Consider the following 26,080-nt stretch of genomic DNA (forward strand, 5'->3'; position numbering starts at 1 on the left):
ACCCTGCGTGTCTTCTTTATCAACACATAACCAATGGACAACATCATGTCTGACCTGGAGCAACTGAAACAGAGAGTGGGCAGCGGATTAACCGACCAGACTTTCCTGCTGGAGCCACGGACAGGGAAGGACCTGCTCAATCTGGTTGCAAAATATACCGACGCGGTGCCGTTTGCCTGCGATGCCGAGGCTGACTGGAACCGCTTCTGGCTGGCCGGCCGCACGCCGCAAGCGCTGAGTGACATCTATCAGCACCCCGAGCTGGCAGAGAAAACGCTGCCGGTGCAACAGGCGTTCCTGCTGGCGCTGTTGCATCTGCTAGAAACGCCCAAAGTCCTGCTGAACACGGTGCCGGCGCGGCACCGTTCACTTTACTACCGGGATTTATTGGGGTTTGCCCCCCGTGCCCCGCAACCGGACAGCGTGGCGGTGAGCTTTATGCTGCAAAGAAATGCGTCCCCGTATGCGTTACCTGCCGGCAGCCTGCTGGATGGCGGCCATGATAGCGTCGGGAACAGCATCACCTATCAGACTGACGACAGTCTGTTGATCACCGGCCAGCAACTGGAAAAGCTGTGCTGGACGGCCCAGGTTGGGGATACGTGGAAACGGTATACCGCCATCGACAGCGCGACGGGCGTTGCGCTACCGGCGGAGGGGCTGCGTTTTTTTAGCAAAATCGGGGAAGGGACGGCCACTCAAGAGCAGGCTCCCGTGCTCTATCTGGGGTTCAGCGGGACGTCGGCGCAGGACACCCTGTCGGTTTACTGGTCTGTGCGCGCCCCATCGGCGCTGGATCTGGCATGGTGTTATTACAACGGCACAGACTGGGCCTCGCTGGATGCGGGGCTGCAAGACGAGACGGCGGGCTTGTCCGTCAGCAACCTGTGGCGGGCGCGGCTGCCCGCGGACAGTCAGCCGGGGAGCGGTCTGCCACAGGATGACGAGCCGCTGGAGGCAGGGTATTACTGGATCAAAGGCACGCTGAACGAAAAGAAAGCGGCAAAGGACGAGAGCGCGCCCGCCGGGGCCATGCCGAAACTGCAGGCCGTGCTGGCCAATGCGATGACCGCAACCCTGAATAGGGCGCAGGCGATAGATGACAGCCACTTTGCCCAGCCGTTGCCGGCCAATACCGTCAGCCAACTGGTGACGCCGGTTGCCGCCATCAGCGACGTTCGCCAGCCCCTGCCTTCTGTCGGCGGGCAGCCACGGGAAACGGAGGCGGCGATGTTGCAGCGCGCCGCGACCCGGATAGCCCACCGGCAGCGGGCGATCACCTGGAACAATATGCGCAGCCTGCTGATGGAGCACTACCCGGAGATTTTTGATGTCCGTTTTCCCGATGTGGACAAACTGAGTCGTCTGCCGGCGCTTGAGGTGCAATCGCTGATGGTTATTCCTGACGGCCGTTATGGTGACAACGATGACGCGTTGCGCCCGGCGCTCAGTGACGGAAGGCTGACCCGGATGGCGCAGTGGCTAGCGCAGTACACCTCGCTGTGGGCGGCGCCGACGCTCAAGAACCCTAAATATATCGATGTGACGGCCCGCTATCGGGTGACGTTCGTGACGGGTATTAACCCGGATTATGGCTATCGACAGCTCGCGGCGCAGTTACAACACGACTATATGCCCTGGGCAACCGATCGGCGCCAGGCGGTCACGCCGGGCAATCAGGTGGACTACTACCGTCTGCTGGCCACGCTGCAACAGTCACCGCTGGTGCAGTCCCTGAACGCGCTGGTCCTTATTCACGACGTTATTGATGAAGAGGGAAAATGCACGCGTGTGGAAACACAAAGCACCGTCACCGCCAGGGATGACGAGGTCCTGATTTTATGTCCGGAAGGAGAGACTGATGTCTAAAGAAAACGCCCTGTTCCCGGCGGTGAAGGACGCGATTGTGTTTGAGGCGCTGTGGCAACAGGCTCACGAAAAAGTCACTGCGCTCAGTGGCGAAGTCTGGACGGATACCGGCGATCACGATCCGGGCGTCACCCTGCTGCAGTCCGCAACCTGGAACTGTTCCGACCTCAGTTACCGCGCGTCGCTGCCGCTGAATGACCTGCTGACCCATCAAGACCGGAGCACCTTGTTCCCGGAAGAGTTCGGTCCTGAACAGGTGCTCACCTGTAACACGGTGACGGCAGAGGATTACCGCCGGGCCTTACTGGACCTGCACAGCAGCGATATTAAGGCCCTGGACACCCCTGGGCAGGATTTTTTATTCAGCGATGTCAGCCTGACTCAAGAACCTGAAGCGCACCGTTTTCACTGGTGGTATAACGCGGAAAAACGCGAATACAGCTTCACGGAGCCGACGGTCACCCAGCCTGAAGACAAGAAGACGTTGTCTCTGCGGGGGAATCTGTGGCTGACGCTGGTCCCGACCCGCTATACCCAGTCTCTGTCGGCCGAGAACCGGGCGGTAGTAGAACAATACCTGACTGCCTTTCTCGCGGCGCACCGTAATCTCGGCGAAGCGGTGTCGCGCATTATCTGGCTGCAACCGGCGACCTTTAGCCCGCGAATGACGATTGAACTGGCCGATAACATCGGCGACATCAATCAGGTGGCGGCGCAGATTTATCAGGTTACCGACGCGTTCTTGCGCCCGGCGGTCGCCCGTTATACCACCGAACAACGGCGTGCGCTCGGCGATGCCGATGACGCCATATTTGAGGGGCCGAGGCTGAAACACGGCTGGCAGCAAACGGCGCCCTCACAGATCACCTCCGGGGGATACGTCCTCAACCTCGGCCCGCTGGTGAACCTGTTGCTGGCTGTCCCCGGCGTGGCCAGCCTGAGCACCTTGTCGGTCGATAAAGGCGATGGCCACATTACGGCTGTTACCGGGGACAACTGGCGCTGGCAGGTGGCTGACGGTTATTACCCCCTGCTGTGGGGGGCGGCGCCGCTGAGCCTGCTGGCGGGTGACGATAGTCCGTTAACTCTGGTGTCGAAAGGCGGTATTCGCAACACGCTGGACCGTGAGGCGATGGCGCGCTACCTGACACAGGCAGACCTGATCGTCACAACGCCCACGGTGTTACCCGCCGGCCGCTTTCGTGATCAGACGGGCTATATTCCCGTCGGGCAGCGCCTGCCCGAATGCTATGCCCTACAGCAGCCCGATGCCGTGATTGACGATCAGATGCGCGCGGTGCATCAGTTTCTGCTGCCTGTCGACCAACTGCTGGCCGACGGCTCGGCAGAACTGGCGCAGCTACCGACCTTACTGGCCTTTAAAGACCGGGGCGACGCCATTCGGGGGACCCGCTGGCCCTATACGAATGCGATGGTGCAACAGGCTATTCATCAGCCCTACGCGGAAACGCTGGAAGCGATGGCGCAGGAGGATGCGGCTATCTTCACGCAGGATAAGCAGCCTGTGGGGGCCAATTTTGCCCGCGAACTGGATTTTCTTCAGTCTCTGCTGGGGTATTTTGGCACCCAGCGCGCCGCCTTGCCGTTGACGCTGGATTTGCCGGATTTTCTGGCGACGCAGCGAGCATATCTGGCACAACAACCCGCCCTGGGCTATGACCGCATCAATATCCGTATTGACCAAGTCTCCGCCCTGCAAAAGCGCATTGCGGCGCGCATCGGCCTTGGCAGTACCTGCTTTGCTGACAACCCGAACCTGAGCCAACTGCCGTTTTACCTGATTGAGCATCGTCAGCTGCTGCCCCAGACCCCGGACAGCACTTTTGACAATGAACAGACCCCGTCCGGTTTTGCGGTGGCTGAGCCCGCCATTACCCTGACGCAGGCGGGCAGTACCAGCAAGGTGGTCCAAGGGCAGCTTATCGACCTGATTGCGATTGAAGAGGGCAGTCGACTGCATGTCAGCCGACTGCTGGTTATCGCGACTGACGGGGACAGTTTTACCGTCAGCACGGAAAACAGTCAGCAACTGCACAACACCCTGTCACGGCTTCAGGCGGCCTGGGCGAGTCACAACCTACGTTGGCAGAACAGCAATGTCTGGCTGCAGGATATGGATTACCGGCTGAATTATGCTGAGGCTAAACTGCAACCGGCTAATCAACAGCAGCGTTTACTGACCAGCAACGCACAAAGTCCGTATCCCGCTATGGTCAGCGTCGGCGATGTGATTGTCCTGCGCCCCGCGAGCCTGCAGTTTTGCCAGCCGGGGGCGAAGGCCGACCGCGCTTTCACTGTGGAGGCGGACTGGCGGCTTGAGGCGACCGTGAAAGCAGTCGACCCGATTGCAGGCTCGTTACTTATCGAAAAAGCGGCCAATAGCACAGAGGATTTTCCCTCAGAGGAGACCAGTTATCGTTATCAGTGGGCGTTTAGTGACTCAAACTATGCGACGACAGACCGGTTCTCCTTTGTGGTCAGCGCGGTACTCAATCGCCGTTTGATAGAGAGCCCCAATATTGTACCTGACCAGCTGGTTGCCTGGGTACAGGAAACCATTATGGCGGAGTTCCCGGCCCACGTGTCCCTGATTAATCACTGGCTTGATGACGCCACCTTTAACAACTTTGGGGCGACCTATGCGCGCTGGCAAAACAGCGGCATGCCGCTGGGTGATGATGCCTTTGCGCTGATGCAGATGCTGACCCTGGGGCATCTCCCTGTTACCCAGTTGGACATCGGCCTGATGCGCATCGCCACCGAGGCGCAGCGTACCGAGGTTGTCGGTGACGGCAGCCAGTGGAATGAAGACGTCATCCTGCGAGAAGAGCTGTTTTACGTGCCGCAAGACGTGCCAACCACCCTTTAACATCATGACGAATCTGGAGAAAAAAATGACTGACAAAACCCCGAAGAAATCGGTAGAAACCCCGATGAATACTGCGACAGCATTACCAAAAACGACGGACACAATGCGTGAGAGTGCGCCACAAAGCCAAACCTTGCCCCAGGCTGATGCGTTGAAAGCACGTTTTAAGGCGGGCAGTATTCCGCTGCAGACGGATTTTGCGGACTTGATTGATCTGGCCAATATGGGCCGTCAGGCGGTGGGGGGCGCAGAAGGCCAAACCGGGCCAGCAAATGGGTTTGCACTTTCTTCTATGGGGGGGCTGGAATTAAAATCCAACGCGGCTAAAGGGATTAGCGTTGATCAGGATGGGGTGGCCATTAAGTTAAAAACCAATAGTGGTTTGACGATGGATAATGACGGGGTCTCGGTTAAGCCAAAAGCCGATAGTGGGATCGAGTTGAAAGACTCAGCGGGTATATCCATTAAACCGGGAAACGGAATTAGCGTCGATAAAAATGGCATTGCTGTCAAGGCAGAGGAAAATAAAGGCCTCGAGGTAAATAACAATGGCGTGAGTGTTATAACCGGATATGGCATCGCGGTGGATAGCAAAGGTATGAACATAAAACTGGCGAAAGGCGCTCAGACTAATGGCGGAGAGGGGCAAGGGAGTGATGGTATCACTTGGGGTAATGCCGGTGGGTTAGCGTTAAGAGAGAATGGATTGTCCGTATGCCCGGGTGATGGAATTCAAATTAGTACGCGAGGCGTGAGTATCAAGCTGGCCGTTAATAGTGGGCTGGTTGCCGGTGAGGCGAATGGTTTGAGGCTCCTTGATGAACAAAGGATGGTTAAAGGTATGGTGATGATGTTCGCAGGTAGTGCAGATGAAATTCCGACAGGTTGGGCATTATGTGATGGGGGCTCGGGGACGCCGGATTTACGTGACCGGTTTATTGTGATGGCAGGGAAAAAGTTCACCGACAAAGGGGATGGAACGACATCCACGGGAAGTACTACCGTAACAGGCACGGTCAATGTGGCGGAAACTAAATTGACCACCGCTCACATACCAAGCCACTCTCATAATGTGGAGTTAAATTCATTTTATTATGTAGCAAAGGTATCAGGTAGCCTAGTGGTTCCGGAAAATTCGACCTTAAAGGTTCATCGCGATGGCAAAGATTCGGGAGGCACGAAAGCAACAGGTGAAACAAAAGATACAGGCTCTGGCCTAGGTCATAAGCATACGGCTACTATGACGACGGCATCACATAACCACACAATTTCTGCAATACCGCCTTACTATGCTTTGGCCTTTATTATGAAGTTATGAATTCACTCCTAATTGATAAATTTAAGCTCCATCTAAGAATAGCTAATCGCTTATCTGGGGAACGACTTCTTTGTGTCATTCCACTCAATGCTGATAGGTTGAAATCTGTTTTACTTCATGTGATTGATAAATACGGGACGACACCACTCTGTTTGAATAAATTGGAGATTAATATCGGTGCTATTCCACTAATACAATTTGACACGCAGTTTAATCAGCGGCTGGCGCAGGCATTTGCACAATGCCTCGCCCGCGAGCATGCGTCAATCGCTGGTCAGCAGTCTGTAAGGATGTTGACATCAAATGCAACTGAATCAAGTGTGTTACTTGGCGGCTTTCATTTTGATGGGGAGGGATTGTTCCAGCTTGCCCGTTGCTGTTTGACGTCTCACACATTTAAGACATTATTACAGGATAGCCCTGCATACCAGCTTAAGCAGTTACTGAAGCGGTTACTTGAGGGGGCATGGCAATCCCCGAAAATGTTGCCGGTATGTTGGTACGGCCGGGTGACCGCCGGCCGGTTGTCGATAGCCGCCATATTGTACTTACTCAAAAGCCAACGGGGGCATGATTGGCTGATGCATCAGCACGCCCCCACCGCCAGCCAGGTGACTGACTGGGCAAAGGCGATTGTTCAGGGAGAGGTTCCCCCAGAGCAGGTGGCGGAGTTACTGACCGGCAACCGGCCTTCCGACAGCATATTGCTTGGACAACCGGCCTATCCCGCCCTGATCGTGATGCGTTGGTTATTGCCATTATGGCGACAACCCGCCGTGCGCCAGGTGATCCATCGGCTGAAAGGCGGGCGGGGCGTGCAGCGCCTTGATGCTTATCTGAGCTGCTGTTTACAACGGCAGGATGATGATGCCATGCGGGAGGAACAAGGGATGCATAACGTTCCCGAGCAAGTCGCACCACTGCAAGATAATACGATGTTATCTCCGGACGGGGGAATGGAGTCCGACGCTCAGCAGGTTGTGCGATCTAGGTATAACGCCACGTTGTCGAAGAACAGGGGGATGCCATCCGATCCCCTGCAGGTTGCGCTACTGCCAGAGAGTTCTGCGTTGCCGCAGGGCCGGGGGATGCCGTCCGATGCCCTGCAGATTGCGCTATCGCGAGATAACGCCATGTTGCCAGAGTGTGAAGGGATACCGGCAGCATCCCGACGCACGATGCAATCTGGGAAAGGCGGCCTCCGTTCGCCGAGTGAATCACGCTCATCGAGTCTGGGGATCAGCAACGCCGGTTTGCTTCTGCTGTGGCCGCTATTGCCTCAGCTGTTTTCCCTGCTGGGTCTGTGGGAGGAAGAGCAGTTTGTCAGCGATGTGGCGCGGTGGCAGGCCGTGTACAGTCTTGACCGACTGGTCTGGGGGAAAGTTAGCCCGACGGAGGAACGATTGACGTTGAATCAGGTGTTATGTGGGGTGTCCTGCTCAACCGCCGTACCGCCGCCCGCCCCGCTGAGTCTGTTGCAACTCCAACAGATTGACGACTGGCTGGCCGCTATTGGCCAACAACTTCCCGGTTGGCAAAAATTGAGTCTGACAGACATTCGGCAATTGTTCTTGCAACGGGCAGGGGAAATCAGCACGGAAGGGCCAGTCCCTCAAATCAGTGTGTGGCCTGAACCCTATGATTTCTTACTCAGAGACTGGCCGTGGCCAATGACGCTGGCGTCTTTCCCGTGGATTGAACTGCCACTGACCATCGTCTGGCCGCTAAACGGTTTCACAGGATAAACCGCCGCTATTTTTTCTTCTTATCGGATATCAACATGACGCTTTCTTCAGCACTTCAGCCTGCGTTTATTCCGCAGGGTGATTGCCAGCTATCGCTCTTGTTTAGCGAACTGGAACGTATCGATCTGCTATTACAGCATTATTATTACTGCCATTCAGCGCGTCACGAGGGGCTTAATGCGTTTCTGCTCAGCGAGGAGGAGGTGGAGGCGCGAATGCAACACCCGTTCGGCAGGCCTCATTGGGCCGCTGTTACACAGCCGGTATACCGGGCGGAAAACGGGCAGCCCTTGTTGGCAGAAGGCTTAACGGACCTGATTCATCGTTTCGAACTCACCGACTTTGAACGGGACACTGTGTTATTGGGATTGCTGCCCCATTTTGACAGCCGTTATTATGATCTGTTTTCCTGGATCCAGCAGGGAAAGCAAAGCCAGCTGCCCAGTTTTTCATTGGCCCTCACGCTATTTTGTTCTTCAGACAGGGAAAAGTGGGCACAACAAGCCAGTTTTCTGCATCAGTCACCGTTAATGAGCTGTCAGCTATTAACGATTGAGGAGAATAAAAAAAATCCGGCATGGAGCCAAACCCGTTTTATGACCGACAGCAGTGTGTACCATTTTTTACTCGGGCATCACTATTTGGCCCCGGCATTAGCGTCGTGGGCGGAATGGTCTTCCCCTCCCGCGTTGCCGTTTTATCCTGCCGGCTTAAAACACGCGCTGGCCGGCGTGTTACTGACTGACGATATTGAGCCGCGCCCTGTGGTGTTGCTGCGCGGTATGCCGGGGTGCGCCAGAGCCCATGCTGTGTGGAGCATTTTTGCCTCTGAAAACCGGCAGACGCTGCAGGTCGATGTCGATAAGTGCTCCGAGAGTGATGACGATGCGCTGTTACTGCATTTAACCTGTCTGATGCGCGAAGCCCGTATGCGTGGTGCGGGCATGGTTATACGTAACCTGCAGACACGGATGGAAAAGAGCACGTCACTGCCGGAGAGGTTATCTGAGCAACTGAACCAGCCGGGATTAAGGGTGGTGTGCCTGGTCGAACCCTATGCCCCGCCGTTATGGCTGAAAAAGACGCCCACCTTGCAGACAGCGATGCCGGTGTTGACGCAGGAGGAAAAAACGCACCTGCTCAGGGATTGCCTGCCGGAACGACGTGCGGCGGATATGGACCTTATCAGTCTCAGCCAGCGCTACACCTTTACCCCGGAAAGTCTGCCGTTGATTGTGCAAGAGGCCGAACTGTATCGGCAGCAACGCGACCCGGCGGATGTTCTGCAACAGTGTGATATTCGCCAGGCGCTCAATTTACGCACCCAGCAGAATTTTGGTTCGTTAGCGCAACGCATTACGCCGAAGCGGTCATTAAACGACCTGTTGGTGTCGGAGAGTCTCTTGCAACAGCTCCAGGAGATGTTGACGGCCATTCGCTATCGGGAAAAAGTGCTGGCCGGCGGTTTTAAAGACAAGGTGGGTTATGGCGTCGGGATCAGCGCGCTGTTCTACGGTGACTCGGGAACCGGGAAAACCATGGCGGCGGAAGTACTGGCTCATACCCTGGGTGTCGATTTAATCAAGGTTGACCTTTCCACGGTGATCAATAAATACATTGGTGAAACCGAGAAAAACCTTTCCCGTATCTTTGATTTGGCAGAGCAGGATGCCGGTATCTTGTTCTTTGATGAGGCCGATGCTTTATTTGGCAAGCGCAGTGAAACCAAGGATGCCCATGACCGGCATGCCAATATTGAAGTGTCTTACCTATTACAACGGCTGGAAAATTTCCCCGGGCTGGTTATTTTATCCACCAATAACCGCAGCCATCTCGACAGTGCATTTAACCGGCGCTTCACCTTTATTACCCGCTTTTCTTACCCGGATGAAACGCTGCGGCATAACATGTGGAAAAAAATATGGCCGAAGAATATCAAAATCTCACCGGACGTGGACTTTGAAAAGTTAGCGCAGCGGGCAAATATTACCGGCGCCAATATCAGGAATATTGCCCTACTGGCCGCCTTCTTTGCCGAAGAAAGTGACAGCCAGGAAGTCAGTCACCGTCATATCGACGCGGCGTTAACCCGTGAACTGGCTAAAACAGGGCGGCTGGCTATTTAATCCGACGACTCAATATCCATTATCAATAACGCATCATGGACAGTGATGACGTACTATTAATTCAGAGGAACGAGGATGTCTAATTATCAAACCCTGCTCGACGTGAATAACGCAATGAATAAGATGCTGCGCGCCTACGTGAATAAGGACGTGGCGATTCGCTTTGATTTACCGGATGTGGATGCCACGCAGTCCGATGCCGCGATAAGCGTGTTTCTTTATGATATCCACGAAGACCTGCAGCTGCGTACGGCCGAGTCCCGCGGATTTAATGCCGGCACAAAACGGTTATCACCCGGCTGGGCCAACGTGAAGTGCAACTACCTCATTACCTATTGGGAATCAACCGGCCCCGCCACGGATGCCGACAACCCGGACAGTCAGCCTGAAAACCAGGCTATAAAAGTCATGTCCCAGGTTCTGGCGGCGTTGATTAACAATCGCCAACTAGCCGATATTCCCGGGGCCTACACGCAGGTTATGCCACCCAAAGAAAATCTGAACAGCCTGGGTAACTTCTGGCAATCACTGGGTAATCGTCCGCGCCTGTCGCTCAACTATTGTGTCACCGTACCGGTTAGTCTGTGTGATAAAGACGAGGAAGTGACCCCGGTGAAATCCTTGTCTACCACCGTTGAGCCAAAAGCGCCCGTTTCTCCACAGGCCATTTCCGATGTACTGCGGGAGCAATTAATGGTGGCGCTGGGCGGTGATTATGATGCCCGTCTTGCAATGACGCACGTTAATCTGGATGCCTCGCCGGTTGCCGCTTCAAACGGAAGTGCGGATGACATCAGTGTGTCTCTGCGGGTGTCCGGTATGACGCGAACAGAATATCTCGTCCCGATGAACACTGTTTTTGAAGAATGGGCAAAGGATGAGGCTGCGGCGGTCACGCCCGATGGCTATCGCATTTATATCACCGCAGTTGATAACGCAGACCTGACGGGGATATAAATCCATTCTGCAGTGGCAATGTATTTATATCCTCCATCCTTGACCTGCTTACCACATTGCTCTCCGGCGCCTGCATGGCCTCGCTGATATTATAAACCGGTGTGTCCTCAGTTATCTGGCGGTTATACCGTGCATCCTGAAACGGACACCGATAATGGCATGCCGTCATCGTTGCGCCGTCTATCTCCGTTATTCGTGCCGTAAACCGAGTGAGTTTATTTTCACCCGGATACTGCACCTCACAGAACTCAGCCGTAATTAATCCAAACCTGAGGGTAGTCTTATGACTTATGCCAGTGAACTTAAGCAATTAGGTAAAAAGCCAATAGAAAACGAAAATTTTCTCACTAATACAGAAAATGAAACAGAACTTCCCGTTGAGGTTCCATCAACCAGTTTCACAGAGCGTTTAGATGAAGAAATTGAAGCCGACCTGGCTGAACTGAGGGCACACCTGCAAGCCATTATCAGCGGCGCCCTGCCTGGGTTTTATGAGTTCCAGCAGGCCGGATATAACCTGTTGTATCCTAAAAAGGTCGATATCGACGCATTGCAGGCACGGGTCAACACAATGCAAATACCGGCATTGATACAACCACAGCACACGCTATTGGAACAGGCCGCCAACGCCTTTCTGGGCCGGTTCAGGCGGTTCAGAAAAGAGAGTGATTTACATAACAACGCGCTGGAGTTTATCAAATTTCGCCTGGAGGTGAACAAAGCGGGTTGGGATGATCCACAAAACCGGGATTATCATCAGGCGCTTAAGCATGGCAATCGCCTGGGGGGCTATCTCTCAGGAACGCTGGATCTCATGAGTCTCATCAATGAGAACGTGGAACGCCAGACTCCGTGGGAAACCACCAGGCAGACAAGTTACGATGTACTCCTCGATGAACTTCTCCCGGTAAATGCCGATACGCACAATAATCAATATGCCGCCCAAACGCGTGGAAATCTGACGGGAAAGCAGCCTGATAACATAAAGTTTAATGCTATCGTGGATTCAGTCACGTTGGATGAAAGGATAGCCCGTGAAACATTGAGCACAGAGATAGAGAGGCTGTCGGCGAGATTATTAAGTGGTATTACACTGACCAGAAATTATGCGGAAAAGCCCGATGAAAAAGGTGAAACCAGCGGGATTAAACGCGACATCGATTTTCTCTGCCAGGTTTTGCAGTCAGTTATCCATGTCGTTCAATACGCCGGGCAACAGATTCAGCCTGAAATGTATCAACCACTCCGTCAGAAGGAAGCTCGCACTACAATAGAAACGGTAACGCATGAGCTGGGAAAAGTCTGGAATGCAGTGGGACAGAAAATGCAGGGGGCCAAAGCCTCTGTTCAAACGCTGTCTGATAAGGGTAACAAAAATAAACACCGCATTGTGCATGCCTTGCCCGGTTCTACTGCCTCTGATAAGAATGGCGACAGTCATAACATAAACAAAGCTGTTTTTCAGGTCGGCATAAGACTGCTTGATAAAATTCAGCAAACTACATCTGACATGCATAAGGCCATACAAACCTCTCGCCCATTACAACAAACTGTATCGCATTGCAGTGAGCTTGATGAGATGTTATCGGGTATGCCGCGCAATTCAATTCTGGATGCAAAGTTGTGTGCTGAGTCCGGCAGATGGCGACAAAAAGCAGAAGAGTCAAAAGAGCAACTGCAGCAAGTACTCGGAACAATCACGATGCTGTCAGACGTGAGCATGAAACAAAGATACCAGTCTGCGCTAAGAGAAGAATTAAACGCTGTCACCAACCCGCTGGCCTCCAATAATATTATCCGTGATTTCGATACACAGGTAAAAGCCACTGTTGAAGGCTTATCCGACGTCCAAAAGGCACTGGGCCAGGCGTTGTTACGTCTTTCCGAGCCTGGTCAAGCTGGTGGTAAAGAATTGGATAAACAGACTGTGTCCTGGTTACAGCAGCTGAAGGGCATAAAAGACAACCTGAAAACCGGGATCACGCAGGCAACCGGGCAATCGATTAACAATTTCTCCCGTCAGGGGATGTTAGCCAGGTGGATGGCGGAATGGAGTGAAGCGGAAAAGCAACGCTATTTGGGCACGCTTTCCGCAGAAGAGCGGGCGGCAACCGAAAAGCACTATGACAACGTGTTTTTTGAGGTGATCCAGCACTATCTTCCCCAGTTATCCAAAGAATCAGATCCGCAAGGAGAAAAACTTCTTCAGCGGCTGCGCCTTGAAGTGGACAATGTCGCTAAAGGTAACACGCTCTACCCTGCGACGATGGCTGATATTCTTGCAGGGATGAAGAGCCGTGAGCAGGCAATAAGAGACTGGTCAGAAAGAAAACTGATCAGAGGGGCTTTTCTGGCTGTTTGTCTGGGGGGCTTTAAGCTGTTACCGAACCTGGCCGCATTTCCACTGCGGTTGCCGATTAAATTTGCTATTACAGGTGCAAAAGTGGCATGGGGAGCCCATAAAGGTCGACAGGGAATACGTGGAGGGGAAGGGGATATCAGTGATGAAATAGCAGAATATACCAAGCAAAGTTACAAAACGGCCGCTATCAAAATCGTCCTTTCACTCCCCCCAGGGCTGGCAACGACGCTTGGGATTGCCTCGATTGTATGGGATGTGTACGAGGGCGGGCTAAAAGGCGCTGGGGAAAAGGTAGCGAAGCATATTATCGGGGAGGCGCCCTGGCGTGGGCTGGATACAGGAACCAGAACGGTGGCCGAAGCTTATGCTACTACATTGATAGAGGCTGCGATAACCGAAGAGAAAATTACTTCAGCAACTCACTCATCGCCGTTACAGCCACAAACGGATATTATGCCGTTGTCTGATGAGCATGATCCGGACGCTGACCGCCCCCACGTCAGACGTAAACGGGCAGCGGAATGGAATATAAATGGACGGAGAATTACTTTTCCTCCACCTTTAGATGGGGAAGATGGGTTATTTCTGAATCCAAAGAGAAACTATGCGATGTTTGCATTAAAATGGGCAAACCAAAATAATACTGAAGTAGCAGACTGGGTAACAAATCCTGATGTTAAGACGCATGTGCAGTTAAATACAAAGGACTGGGGGGTAATTGACGTAAGGTATAACGAAGAGGAGGGGGTATATGAAACAAGTGACAATCGAGTAATAAATGATTACATCACGCAATTGGCGAAACTTACGATATTGGGTGAGGGGGGCTTAGATGATGAGCTGGAAAAACTTATCATTGACTACAAAAATGTAGAACATGGGGAGTATATTGAAAAATTTAACTCAACATTTAGCGACGAGAATGTAAAAAAAATAAAACAAGAACAAGAACAAGAACAAGAACAAGAAGAAAATAGAAAGAAAGACGAGAAGCTAAGAGAGAAAGCCAAGAAGGCCGAGTTGAATAGATCTAAAGAAGTGGCCAAGAAAAAACATTATGACGATAGTATTGAAATGTACCTGAAGGGAAGGGTATATAATATTGAATCGGCGGCGGAGAAATCATCATGGCCAAGTGAAATACAAATCCCACACACGTTGATAAAAGTCAGTTTAATCTCTGTGATTAATGGTGACGTGCCTAAAGACATTGTGGCTACACTTAGCAAACCTGAGATGATTAGCGAGGACGATTGGCAGGATGTTATTAGTGGAAAACTTTATGATGAAATTAAAAGTGAGACCGATAGCCAGGATGAAGAATTAAACAGAGTGGAAGAATTCATAACAAAAGTTGAAGGTGTGATTAAGAATATTCAAAGCCCTGAAGAATATATTAAACAATGGATAAGAAATAATTCAAATCTTGAGCCAGATGACACTTATACATTTAATATAACAAAGCCTTTACCAGACAAATATGCTAGAAATAATAAATTGTATGAAAAACCGATAAGAGAATTCAGGAGAACTCATCCAGATAAAACCAAGACGGTGACCATTTATGATATTGTTATAGGGAAGGTTAATTATGACCTCAACCCTACTCGCTCAACAAATATTAAAGTAGTTATGCCGGAAAATAGTGAGGTGTACAAATTATACTCCCGGCGAGATGAAGCAATTTCAGGTTATGAAGAATATCTTGATGAAATAAATAAGAAACACGCTAAAGATATAGATAATTATTTTACCTTGTCAAATAAATTGAACGGCGGGGCAGTGAATAAAACATCAGCCTGGTTTGACAAGTTGAAAGAGCACTTGGATGAGGTAACGTACACGGAAACGGAAATCGAGGTGGGTTTTGGCCTCAGAGTCACAGGTGAGGTTATTGGCGCAGTAGGTAATTTTTTACCTCTATCTCCTTTGAAAGGTTTTATTTTTATCACTGGATCACAGATTGGTATTAACTTGCTGCAAACGGAAAATGCCAGTTCGCCAGAGGAGAAAGAGATGTACCGTGAAGCGGCGCGTAAAACTGCAATTTATGGTGCGATTTTATCCATCCCAGGAATTATAGGTTCTAAACCGGTAAGTAAGGTGGGGAGTTTTATAAAACAAGGATATAGGCACACTGTAACCAGCAACATACCGAAAGTGAGTAAACCAGTGATGGATACCCCAAGGGGAACGCAACCTGCCACTACTCACTCGGGAGCCAAATCTCAACATTTTTGGTCTGATAAAGAAGGTAGTCACATACCAGTCAGTAAACTCAGGGAAAAATTTAACGCTGAGGCTGGGATGCCGGGGAGGTTACAACCAGAGGAATACTTACCGAGGAAATTCAGAATTGGAAAGACAGATTTGCTAGGAAAAATAAATGGGGGTGAATTTTATATATCCTTGGATAACGGAGTTACCTGGTTAAAGGGGAACAAAATCCATTTGTTAGCGTACAGACTACAAAACAGTGGTGGGGTGAACAAAATTTCAGAAGAGGGTCAATCAACATCTCAGGGGCCTTCACAACCCACAAGTCCCGTGCCACCGCCAGCGCCAGGGAAGATGCCACTACCGCCACCACCGCCGCCAGGGAAGATGCCACCACCGCAACAATCGCTAGGGAACACACATCCGTCGATGGGAGTGAAAAAACCACCAGTAACGTCTCAGGAAAAGACTTTCGGTCCGGTCAACCCTGAACCGTCAAAAGGTATTACTAAATCAAGAATCGATGAAGTGAAAACCCAAGCTTTAAATGAGCATAATAGAATAAATGAAATTAAGTCGAAGAATAAAGATAATGAACCTATATATATTAGACCAGAAAAACCGGTAAGCATGACACCAGCTGAAGAAAATTACTATTACGATCTCGTTAAATATCATGAGAATAATAAGACTTGGACTGACGCCCTGGATAGTGGAATGAAAAAATATCATGAGTTTTATGAGATTCAACCTGAATCAGTATCAAAAGCAAAAGAGTACAATATTCGCTATACGGAAAAGCTATCCCCTGATGCCACTATAGCTCCTTATATAGACAAGGACGGTAACGTTTCCACACCTCCCGGAAAGGAAACGAGTATACATGTTAAGGGAGATTCGGAGTCCTATTATAAATTCAGGGTATCGGATGACGGAAAAGTGCTGGTTGTGGATACCATGTACGGGACACGGGATAATCAGGTTACTAGGCCTGGGATAGGGAAGCCGTTAAAGATGAATGAACTTCAGGGAGAGTTCATAAAGAACAATGCAGAGTTGTATAAAAACATTGAGTATATTACGCAGGAGAATATTGCTAATAATAAAACCGTCGCTGTAATGAAGGCGATTGTTGGTGAAAAAGCTCTGCGTGCGAGCGAAAATAAACCGATAGTGCTCAAGGCGGATGGTGCGACGAAGGATGCTTTTAAGGCCATGCTGAGTACTCCCAATATCCAACCGACAGCAAGGATGTTCAGCACCTACCCTGAATTTGGTAAAAGGATAAAGGAGATACGCATCCAGAATGTTACACGGATAACCAGCAAAGTTGAATCATCTGATTTGCTAGGACAGACCCACTCTCGTAAAGTTAGGGATACTAATTTATCTAATCAGGTAGAAGATGCACTTGTTCTACGGATCACTTTGGTTCTTGAATCGAATGAGCAGGTAGAACTTTTAGAGGATACTAAAAATAGTGTATCAATCTCAGATGAGAATATGCTGAGGTTGCCGCTTGTTACACCGGAAAATTTAGATACTGAAACCTTCAATCAACACACCTTTGATCAAGCATTGGCGGTATTTATGAGTAATAATTCAGCCAGTGACCAGATTGATACTGCTTACAAGCCCTATATATCAGTTTTTAAAGCCATGCCAGAAAGCAATGAAATTAGCCTAAAACAGGTGAAGGTATTAGAGCGGCTTGCAACCGATGGTGAGCTGCAGGCGCAAGCAAAATATAATTATGCTGCACTGGCTTATTTGTCCGGAGAAAAGGGTATTAAGCCACCGATAGATGCTAATGCAATACGTGAACAGATTGAGCAGGATAGGAAAAAGGCAAAATACGTATATGATTGGAAAGTGATAGAAAAAAAAGGACTTCAGCGTCGGCTGGATTATGCCAAACTTAGCCGACTAGATGCCGAATATGTAAGAAGAGAGAATAGAGAGCAGCTTAATTTTCTTGATGAAGTAGTAGCTTATTTGGAATCCGAAGTAGCTGCTAGAGATAGCCTGATGAATCAGTGGAGGCATACAATGTCTGTAACTTCACTAAGACTTGATTTATGGAGTAAGTTTTTTTCAAAAAAACAAAGCCTATAAGGTATTGAGAAAATAGTTTTCCATTTCTAGTTGGGTGCAGGAATGTGATAATTTCTCGTCGAGCGTGTCTGGTATCTGTTGTGGATCGCAAAATTAGGATTTCGGAATAACCTGTTTCCACTTTTCTTTGTCGTGTATTCAATATGATGATTGACGCCGTGGTTACGCCCGATGGCTATCGCATTTATATCACCGCAGTTAATAACGCAGACCTGACGGGGATATAAATCCATTCTGCAGTGGCAATGTATTTATATCTTCCGTCCTTGACCTGCTTACCACATTTCTCAGCCAAACTTCAAAGTGAAAAGGCGGTTAACACTGAAATACCGGAAGAATCTTTCTGGCATTAGCTGGTTTCATCAGTGGACGCTGGGCGACTCACAGTTAACGCCCAGGATAGTTTGCTACATATCATAAAGCAGCATGTTTTTGTTCAGACGCCGGACTGTTTTTATCGTTATTTAGCCATAAAGCCTAATGCTAAAATCGATAAGGATGATATTCAGAAGAACTTTGAGGCACTAAACCGTCATTATTCTCGCAACGGTAAGGGTATTTATATTTACCGTAAATATGAACGCGAAAATAGGGATGGCCGATTTATCAAAGTATTATATTATATTATTCCGCTTACTCTTATTTTTATTAATGGTTTTTTCCCCAATGACAGTAAGTGGCTGTTAGCTAATAAATAGATATTTAATAAGGTATTCAATAAACCTATATGGAAATAGAAATGATTTCGGCTAATTATGTCGATATTCTTCAGGACTATTTTTTTAGTAAGTCATTGAGGCCAGCAACTGAATGGAGTTATCGCAAGGTAATCAATTCCTTTAGACGTTATACCGGAGATCATCTGTTGCCTGGTGAAGTGAGTCGGCTAATTGTATTGAACTGGCGACGGTATGTTTTAAATGAGCAGGAACTCTCATCTATCACCTGGAACAATAAAGTAGCTCACATGAGAGCTATTTTTAATTATGCACTTTTACATAATTTTGTTTCACATAAAGAAAATCCATTTAATGGCGTTATCGCCAGACCCGACGTCAAACGTAAAAAAACGCTAACTCAATCTGAAATTAAAAAAATATATTTGCTTATGGAAGCAAGAGAGCGGGAAGAGTGTGTCGGGATAATAGATAAATCTCGATGTGCATTGAGGCCAGCCTGGTTCTGGCTGACCGTCGTTGACACCCTGCGTTACACCGGGATGCGGCAAAATCAGCTGTTACACCTATGTCTTGGGGATATTAATCTCGATGAGGGATGGATTAATTTACGACCAGAAGCCTCGAAAAATCATAGAGAACATCGGGTACCAATAGCCCGAGTGTTACGTCCGAGACTGGAGCGTTTGGTTGCAGCGACGATAGACAAGGGGGCTAATCAGATGGATCAGTTATTCAATATCAGTCGGTTTGACGGGAGAAAAGAGTCTGTCACTGAAAATATGGATAATCCACCATTACGTTCTTTCTTCCGCAGACTTTCAGTTGAATGCCGCTGTACGATTAGCCCACATCGATTTCGGCATACGATCGCTACTGAGATGATGAAATCACCGGATCGTAACCTGAAAGCAGTTCAGTCCTTGCTCGGGCATTCAAGTGTCGCGGTTACTCTGGAATATGTTGAAGGGAATATAGACAGTCTAAGATTGGCATTGGAAGAGGTTTTTTCAGATTAGAAAAGGGATTTAAGATATTTTAAGCATTGAAAACAGTAAATTACCGTTTTCCTTAATAGGAAATTGACAGTCACGTTAAAAAACTGCCAATATTTGCAAAGAATTGACATAAAAAAACCGAAGATGCATTAACATTCTTCGGTTTCTTCGTACTCTATGTTCAACCAAGGTGTAGCAATTACAGCCTACTTTACGATGATGATTCGAGTACTTTGTCATGCCTGTTAAAAATCTTAGTTCTTAACAAACAGGTTATGAATAGTGGTGCCCGGACTCGGAATCGAACCAAGGACACGGGGATTTTCAATCCCCTGCTCTACCGACTGAGCTATCCGGGCAACGGGGCGCATTAAACCGTATTAGCACCAAATCGTCAATGAGTTTCTCATATAAAGGCGATCAGTTGTTCTCTTTTCATGCGAAAGTCGCTAGAAAGTGTTGGCACGATGATTTTTTCATCGTAATGCACTGTTTCATCTGCTTGATTTATAGATTTTTTATTTTTCAGTTCGTTAGATAACAATAGCTTAGATATTCACTAAATATGCATTTTTATTGAATTTCAAGGGTTGAATCGCTCCCGTAAACATGTAATTATTGCGCGAATTTAGCGTTACTATTCATTCGACTAGTCCATATCATTTTGAGAGTTTAAGCGGGGGCGGTTATGGCATTTTCACTCTATCCAATGCATATTCAGCGCCTTACGTGTCACTTCTTCTGCCCCATTTCTATTAAGTCTCTTATCACTTCCATGCGGTAAGGCTACGTGTTGCTCACTGTTAGGCATTATTAAAAATAGAGCTAACACTCTGATTTTACTGATGTCTATTGGTCGATGCTGAGACCAGTTCATTCACTATTCTGGCTTTCCTTTTGCTGGGAGACGTGTATGTCTAAGATATCAATTTGCCGGCATCACAAAAGCTACTCAATGTGATGCTATCTATATGCCAAAGTGGCAGCCTCATACCTGACCGTTTGAGAGTAAGTGACATGACACAATTGAAAATAGCAACAAGTGCTCGTTTGGCTTCTTATATAGAAAGCCAGCGTGGAATGGTATATCTCAATCAGACTGATTTTACGGATGTTGCCGCCGTGGTGATGTCGGTAGAAGATGCGAATGCCGGTATATTGTCAAAGCTATATGATCTGGGCTTTGCTATTCCTACTTTTGTTGCTGTCACGGCAGAACAGACGGTTTCTGCGGAGTATTTGCCTCTGATTAAAGGCGTCATCACACTCGGTGAGGCAAATAAGGCATTTTATAATGCTCAGGTAGAGGCTGCCGCAAGTGAATATCAAAAAAATCTGTTACCGCCTTTTTTCTCAACATTAAAGAAATATGTCGAGATGAAAAACTCAACCTTTGCTTGCCCAGGGCATCAAGGCGGCGAGTTCTTCCGTAAGCATCCCGCTGGTCGTCAGTTTTTTGAATTCTATGGTGAGACAATTTTTCGGTCAGATATGTGTAACGCTGATGTCAAATTGGGCGACTTACTTATCCATGAAGGCGCGGCAAAAGATGCACAGAAATATGCAGCTAAGGTCTTTAATGCAGATAAAACCTATTTTGTTCTGAATGGGACTTCAGCGGCTAATAAAGTGGTTACTAATGCTTTATTGACCCGTGGTGATTTGGTGTTATTCGACCGAAATAACCATAAATCCAATCACCACGGTGCACTAATTCAAGCAGGGGCAACGCCTGTTTATTTGGAAACTGCTCGTAACCCGTTTGGTTTCATTGGCGGTATTGACGCACACTGTTTCGATGAGCGTTATTTACGCCAGCAATTGAGTGAGGTTGCCCCTGAACGTGCGGGTGATGCACGGCCATTCAGATTGGCTATCATTCAGTTAGGTACCTATGACGGTACGGTGTATAACGCACGGCAGGTGGTTGATAGTATTGGTCATTTATGTGATTACATTTTGTTTGACTCGGCGTGGGTGGGTTACGAACAATTTATCCCAATGATGAAAGATTTCTCGCCGTTGCTGCTGGAGCTCAATGAAAACGATCCTGGGATTATTGTGACTCAGTCGGTACACAAGCAGCAGGCCGGTTTTTCCCAGACCTCGCAAGTACATAAAAAAGATAACCATATCAAAGGACAAAAGCGCCACTGTAACCATAAGCGTTTTAACAATGCATTTATGCTACATGCCTCGACCAGCCCGTTTTATCCATTATTTGCGGCATTGGACGTTAATGCCAAAATACACTCTGGCGATAGTGGCCGCCGGATGTGGATGGACTGTGTCAAGCTCGGTATCGAGACCCGTAAATTATTATTAGAGCGCTGTTCAATGTTGCGGCCATTTATTCCACCTATAGTGAGGGGGAAAAATTGGCAGGATTATGATACGGATATTATTGCCAATGATGCCCGCTTCTTTAATTTTGGGCCCAATGAACGCTGGCATGGGTTTGAAGGATATAACCAAGACCAATATTTGGTTGACCCATGTAAGTTATTGCTGACCACGCCGGGTATTGATGCCAGTACTGGACAATATACCCTGTTTGGTGTGCCAGCAGCGATACTGGCGACGTTCCTGCGCGAAAATGGCATTGTGCCGGAAAAATGCGATCTGAATTCGATCTTGTTCCTGCTGACGCCGGCGGAAAATCCAAGCAAAATGGCTCATCTGGTTGATATGTTGGTGCAATTTGAGCGCTATCTTGAACAAGATGCACTGCTGTGTGATGTGTTGCCGACGATATATCGTAAAAATGAAGAGCGTTATCGCGGTTATACCTTACGTCAGTTATGCCAAGAGATGCATGACCTGTATGCCCGTTATGATGTGAAGCAGCTGCAAAAGGATATGTTCCGAAAAGCCAGCTTCCCGCAAGTTGTTATGAATCCTCAGGATGCCAATATTCAATTTGTCCGTGACAATATTGAATTGATTCCTATTGCTAAGGCGGAAGGGCGTATTGCCGCTGAAGGTGCCTTGCCCTATCCGCCGGGCGTGTTGTGTGTCGTTCCGGGGGAAATGTGGGGTGGGGCGGTGCAGCGTTATTTCCTCGCTTTAGAGGAGGGGATCAATTTACTGCCGGGCTTCTCACCGGAATTGCAGGGTGTTTATATCGAAAAAGGTGATGTAGAGCGGCGACGTATTTTTGGTTATGTCATTACTCAGTAATCTGAAAACAGATAGACAGCCGATAAGAATGTCGGCTGTCATACTATATTTTATCCCTCTCAGGATGATCAGTAACCGAAATAACGTACCAATAAAACAGTACCTGAAAGCAATAGTAAGATGTTTATGATCTTAATCAATTGTTCACGACTGATCCCTAAGCTGATTTTATTAGCAATCGCCAATCCGACTAACATCCCAGGGGCTAATAGCAATACCATCCATAGAATTGACAAGTCCATGTAGACTCCGGCTAGCGCAAATAAAATCACTCTGGTTAGGGTACTCAGGCCAATAAGTGTCGTCTGCGTAATCCGTAAATTGTCTTTGCTGGCTATCCGTCCAGATAAATAAATAGCATAGATAAACCCGCCGCTACCAAATAATGCACTGAAGATACCGCCAATTAAGCCAAAAGGAATGGCGGCTGTAGGTTTGAACTGCTTTTGTGGCTTGCGTCGGCTGAGGGAGTAAATTGCATATAAAATGACAAATATGCCCAACGCTAATAGCAAAATATCGGGGCGGGTTCGCAGCAGTACCGTTGCGCCTATCAGGCTGCCAATAATCATCAATGGTACCAGGCGCTTGAGCTCAGCAATATCCGCATGGCGGCTATGACGCGCTACGTTAGTGATTGCGGCAACCATATCAACAATGGCTAACAATGGGACAATCTTTGCTACGGGGATAAATAGTGCTAAAACCGGGCTGGCGATTAACGCGGAACCAAAACCAGTAATACCAAAAATAATATAGGCAATGACCATGGTGGAGAAGATTGCCACCATTTCAAATGCGGTAAGTCCAAAGTCCATTTGTTCAATCTGCCAGTTGTGGATCGAAAATAGTGAGCGATACTATAATCGTTTTATTGCGAATGGTTGTTATTCAAATGTGCACAGTTATCCGCTGATCACAATTTTAGTCATAAAAAATGGCACAGCGAACTGTGCCATTGATATCTTTTAGACTAAGGTTGCAGCGGTATTAGTGGCGGCGGTAGCTCTTCTGAGCGCTATTCACTTTCACCAGATAACGGCGAGATTCACCTGATGGGTGTTTTGTGGTTAGCGTTTGGAATACATCGCCTGGTGCCATATTGTTAATAATATTTACTGCCTGGTTCTTGTCGCTGGAGAATACCCGCAACACGCTCCCAGCACCGCCATTATAGGAAGTTATGACTGCATAACGGCGTGAAGTGGCATTTTGAATACCGCCTAAATAGGTATTTTGCAAAATGGATAGATAGGCTGTGCCTGCATCGATATTATTAGCAGGATCAAATAGATAACTGCGGCTAGGTTGACCGCTTTTACCTTTCATTTTAAACACATCCCGCCCGGCCGTGTGCTGAACAACCTGCATCAGACCTAGCGCATCAGAGCCACTGACTGCATAAGGGTTAAAGCTCGATTCTGTTTGCATAATTGCCAAAATCAGTGATTCTTCTACACCATATTTTTCGGCTGATTGCCGTACCAGCGGCAGATATTTGTGAGCTCGTTTATCCAGATGGTTAGGCACTAATTGCAGGGTCACCGACCAGATAACATGCAAACCAGACGTACGTTTTTGCATTTTGTTTTGCAGTAAATAATCGGCGAAATGTGCAGCTCGCCATTCCCAACGAATAGGCTCGCCATTGTTATCCAGTACTTGCCCATAAAGGAACGGTTCTTTGCTGATTTGGATATCGTTGGCATCAGAATAGAGATCGATAGAGCCTGGGTCATCGCCCATTAATAATGTGGTAATGATCGCCTGACGTAAGTGAGCCGCCGGATCGGTCGTGGCAATAGTTTCAACCGTAATAGTACCGGCATCAAAGTTGATATGGCTGCGGGTTTGATATTGATCCGTATACTTAACGTAATCTTTTGGGCCCGCGATTAAGACTTCTTTTAATCCCCAAATATTTTCAATGTTATGGGCAAACTGACCCATTAAAATTTCAAAACCGTTCGTGTCTTTGATAAAGGCTTCGTTATCTGCCTGATTTTTATTGCCTGAGCAAGACACTAACAAAGGTGCAATGACCAACAAAGCTAAAATTTTCTTCATCTTACAAGCCATATCTTGATGAGGAATTTACCCGTCATATTTCAAGTTACCAGTGCGTTAGCTGCCTTTTTGTAACTCGAGCTATTTAGGGTAATACCCGTCATACGGTACGTTACCAGTGTGTTGGCCCCGAGTGGTTACTGACTCGGCGGAGTATAACCTTCAATATGAACATCCTGTCCTTCAAACAGGAAATTGACCATTTCCTGTTCCAGCAATTTACGGTCTTCGACATTCATCATGCTGAGCTTCTTCTCATTAATCAGCATGGTTTGTTTAGTTATCCATTGTGACCAGGCTTCTTTCGAGATTTCGTTATAGATACGTTTACCGATTTCGCCTGGATACAGCTGAAAATCTTGTCCTTCAGCTTCCTTTTTTAAAAACGTGCAAAAAATCGTTCTGCTCATGCTCAATCCTCTTCTATGACTGACGTCAAAAAACTGTTTGGGTAGACGGCGGTGTTGCCCGTTATGGTTTTGCTAACTTAGTTTTTGCTAGCTCTTCTTTTGCTAACTCTTCTTTTGCTAACTGAAGTAATAAACGCTCAACTGGGGCGGCCAATCCTACCGACGGTGGTTGTGCTAAGTTATACCAGAGACCTGCCCCATCATCCATGCATCCACGAGCTGATGCAGTATCCAGCCACATTGGAACAATATCCAGATGGAAGTGGCTGAAGGTGTGACGAAAAGCGGTTAACTGCTGCAACTCACTGGCAGCCATACCCCGTTGTTGCAACCAACTATCCAAATCATCTTGCTCGGCAAATTGTGGGAAACAGAATAACCCGCCCCATAGCCCAACAGGTGGGCGTTGTTCGAGCCATACCTGAGGGCCGTTTTGCAACAATAGAAGATAGGCCGTTTTTTCCGGTATCGTCTGCTTGGGTTTCTTACCTGGATAGCGCGCCCAACTATGGTTGGCATAAGCGAGACAACCTATATTCAATGGGCAAAGTTCGCACTTGGGCTTGGAGCGGGTGCAGACAATAGCGCCTAAATCCATCATTGCCTGATTAAATTGGCCCACTCCCTTGGCTGGCGTGACATCCTCACTAATTTGCCACAGTCGCCCTTCGACATCTTTTTTACCCGGCCATCCCTCAACGGCATAGCAACGAGCCAGAACTCGCTTAACATTACCGTCCAAAATAGGGAAATGCTGCCCCAAAGAGAGCGATAAAATCGCGCCAGCCGTGGAGCGGCCTATGCCGGGTAATGCGAGTATCTCGTCAAAAGTCGTCGGGAATTCACCCTGATGGCGTTCAACAACTGTTTGGGCGGCTTTATGTAGATTTCTGGCGCGGGCGTAGTAACCCAAGCCAGTCCATAAATGCAGAACTTCATCCAACGGAGCAGCGGCTAAAGCACGAATATCAGGGAAACGCAGCATAAAGCGCTGGAAATAAGGAATGACCGTTGCAACCTGCGTTTGTTGCAACATCACTTCTGATAGCCAGACTTGATACGGTGTTTTATCCAATTGCCATGGCAATGTTTTGCGGCCAAAGCGTTGGTACCACTCAAGTACCACGTGCGCGAATTGTTGCGCTTGCA

The 26,080-nt window shown here is 48.5% G+C and carries 14 protein-coding genes and 1 tRNA gene; 10 read left to right on the forward strand and 5 right to left on the reverse strand.

What is annotated here, in order from left to right; translation table 11 throughout:
* The first annotated feature begins 45 nt into the window (after window positions 1-45).
* The 9 genes from ACNSO8_RS21110 (at window position 46) to ACNSO8_RS21150 (ending at window position 19,295) form a co-directional block, all read left to right on the forward strand.
* A complete protein-coding gene (locus ACNSO8_RS21110; RefSeq protein ID WP_418395789.1) occupies window positions 46-1,869 on the forward strand; it encodes a hypothetical protein in 1,824 nt (607 codons plus the stop codon).
* Window positions 1,862-4,759, forward strand: coding sequence for a hypothetical protein (locus ACNSO8_RS21115; protein WP_418395790.1), 2,898 nt, complete (start codon window positions 1,862-1,864; stop codon window positions 4,757-4,759). The genes ACNSO8_RS21110 and ACNSO8_RS21115 overlap by 8 nt, the downstream gene beginning before the upstream one ends.
* Window positions 4,760-4,784: 25 nt before the next feature.
* Entirely contained in the window at window positions 4,785-6,077 is a 1,293-nt protein-coding gene (locus ACNSO8_RS21120; protein WP_418395791.1) for a hypothetical protein, read from the forward strand.
* Window positions 6,074-7,822: a contractile injection system tape measure protein gene (locus ACNSO8_RS21125; protein ID WP_418395792.1), complete on the forward strand. Its 1,749-nt coding sequence runs from the start codon at window positions 6,074-6,076 to the stop codon at window positions 7,820-7,822. Before ACNSO8_RS21120 ends, ACNSO8_RS21125 begins: the two co-directional genes overlap by 4 nt.
* Window positions 7,823-7,857: 35 nt before the next feature.
* Window positions 7,858-9,948 (forward strand): ATP-binding protein, encoded by a 2,091-nt coding sequence (locus ACNSO8_RS21130; protein ID WP_418395793.1) that lies wholly within the window; start codon window positions 7,858-7,860, stop codon window positions 9,946-9,948.
* Window positions 9,949-10,023: 75 nt separating this feature from the next.
* Window positions 10,024-10,905 carry a DUF4255 domain-containing protein gene (locus ACNSO8_RS21135; protein WP_418395794.1) on the forward strand — a complete coding sequence of 294 codons (882 nt, stop codon included), beginning with the start codon at window positions 10,024-10,026 and terminating at the stop codon, window positions 10,903-10,905.
* A gap of 283 nt (window positions 10,906-11,188) precedes the next feature.
* A complete protein-coding gene (locus ACNSO8_RS21140) occupies window positions 11,189-17,599 on the forward strand; it encodes a hypothetical protein (RefSeq protein WP_418395795.1) in 6,411 nt (2,136 codons plus the stop codon).
* A 365-nt stretch (window positions 17,600-17,964) separates the two neighbouring features.
* Window positions 17,965-18,297, forward strand: coding sequence for a conjugal transfer nickase/helicase domain-containing protein (locus ACNSO8_RS21145; RefSeq protein ID WP_418395796.1), 333 nt, complete (start codon window positions 17,965-17,967; stop codon window positions 18,295-18,297).
* Between the two features lie 29 nt (window positions 18,298-18,326).
* Window positions 18,327-19,295 (forward strand): tyrosine-type recombinase/integrase, encoded by a 969-nt coding sequence (locus ACNSO8_RS21150; RefSeq protein WP_418395797.1) that lies wholly within the window; start codon window positions 18,327-18,329, stop codon window positions 19,293-19,295.
* A gap of 262 nt (window positions 19,296-19,557) precedes the next feature.
* Here the strand turns inward: ACNSO8_RS21150 and ACNSO8_RS21155 are convergent.
* A tRNA-Phe gene (locus ACNSO8_RS21155) sits at window positions 19,558-19,633 on the reverse strand.
* Window positions 19,634-20,291: 658 nt separating this feature from the next.
* Here ACNSO8_RS21155 and speF point away from each other — a divergent pair.
* The gene (gene speF, locus ACNSO8_RS21160) at window positions 20,292-22,454 is read left to right on the forward strand and encodes an ornithine decarboxylase SpeF (protein WP_418395798.1); all 2,163 of its coding nucleotides are present in this window, start codon (window positions 20,292-20,294) and stop codon (window positions 22,452-22,454) included.
* Between the two features lie 68 nt (window positions 22,455-22,522).
* Here speF and ACNSO8_RS21165 read toward each other — a convergent pair whose 3' ends face one another.
* The 4 genes from ACNSO8_RS21165 to mutY form a co-directional block, all read right to left on the reverse strand.
* A complete protein-coding gene (locus tag ACNSO8_RS21165; RefSeq protein WP_019082387.1) occupies window positions 22,523-23,272 on the reverse strand; it encodes a sulfite exporter TauE/SafE family protein in 750 nt (249 codons plus the stop codon).
* A gap of 172 nt (window positions 23,273-23,444) precedes the next feature.
* Window positions 23,445-24,521 (reverse strand): membrane-bound lytic murein transglycosylase MltC, encoded by a 1,077-nt coding sequence (gene mltC, locus ACNSO8_RS21170; RefSeq protein WP_005157159.1) that lies wholly within the window; start codon window positions 24,519-24,521, stop codon window positions 23,445-23,447.
* 137 nt (window positions 24,522-24,658) lie between these two features.
* Entirely contained in the window at window positions 24,659-24,931 is a 273-nt protein-coding gene (locus ACNSO8_RS21175) for an oxidative damage protection protein (protein ID WP_004703528.1), read from the reverse strand.
* Between the two features lie 61 nt (window positions 24,932-24,992).
* Window positions 24,993-26,080 (reverse strand): A/G-specific adenine glycosylase (gene mutY, locus ACNSO8_RS21180; RefSeq protein WP_418395799.1); only part of this gene is annotated, 1,088 nt, incomplete at its 5' end.

Source organism: Yersinia sp. LJYL362 (assembly GCF_048323875.1).

Bases quoted from the DNA above. Each gene is read 5' to 3' on its own strand.
- ACNSO8_RS21110 (WP_418395789.1), top strand. From the start codon at position 46: ATGTCTGACCTGGAGCAACTGAAACAGAGAGTGGGCAGCGGATTAACC.
- ACNSO8_RS21115 (WP_418395790.1), top strand. From the start codon at position 1,862: ATGTCTAAAGAAAACGCCCTGTTCCCGGCGGTGAAGGACGCGATTGTG.
- ACNSO8_RS21120 (WP_418395791.1), top strand. From the start codon at position 4,785: ATGACTGACAAAACCCCGAAGAAATCGGTAGAAACCCCGATGAATACT.
- ACNSO8_RS21125 (WP_418395792.1), top strand. From the start codon at position 6,074: ATGAATTCACTCCTAATTGATAAATTTAAGCTCCATCTAAGAATAGCT.
- ACNSO8_RS21130 (WP_418395793.1), top strand. From the start codon at position 7,858: ATGACGCTTTCTTCAGCACTTCAGCCTGCGTTTATTCCGCAGGGTGAT.
- ACNSO8_RS21135 (WP_418395794.1), top strand. From the start codon at position 10,024: ATGTCTAATTATCAAACCCTGCTCGACGTGAATAACGCAATGAATAAG.
- ACNSO8_RS21140 (WP_418395795.1), top strand. From the start codon at position 11,189: ATGACTTATGCCAGTGAACTTAAGCAATTAGGTAAAAAGCCAATAGAA.
- ACNSO8_RS21150 (WP_418395797.1), top strand. From the start codon at position 18,327: ATGGAAATAGAAATGATTTCGGCTAATTATGTCGATATTCTTCAGGAC.
- speF (WP_418395798.1), top strand. From the start codon at position 20,292: ATGACACAATTGAAAATAGCAACAAGTGCTCGTTTGGCTTCTTATATA.
- ACNSO8_RS21165 (WP_019082387.1), bottom strand. From the start codon at position 23,272: ATGGACTTTGGACTTACCGCATTTGAAATGGTGGCAATCTTCTCCACC.
- mltC (WP_005157159.1), bottom strand. From the start codon at position 24,521: ATGAAGAAAATTTTAGCTTTGTTGGTCATTGCACCTTTGTTAGTGTCT.
- ACNSO8_RS21175 (WP_004703528.1), bottom strand. From the start codon at position 24,931: ATGAGCAGAACGATTTTTTGCACGTTTTTAAAAAAGGAAGCTGAAGGA.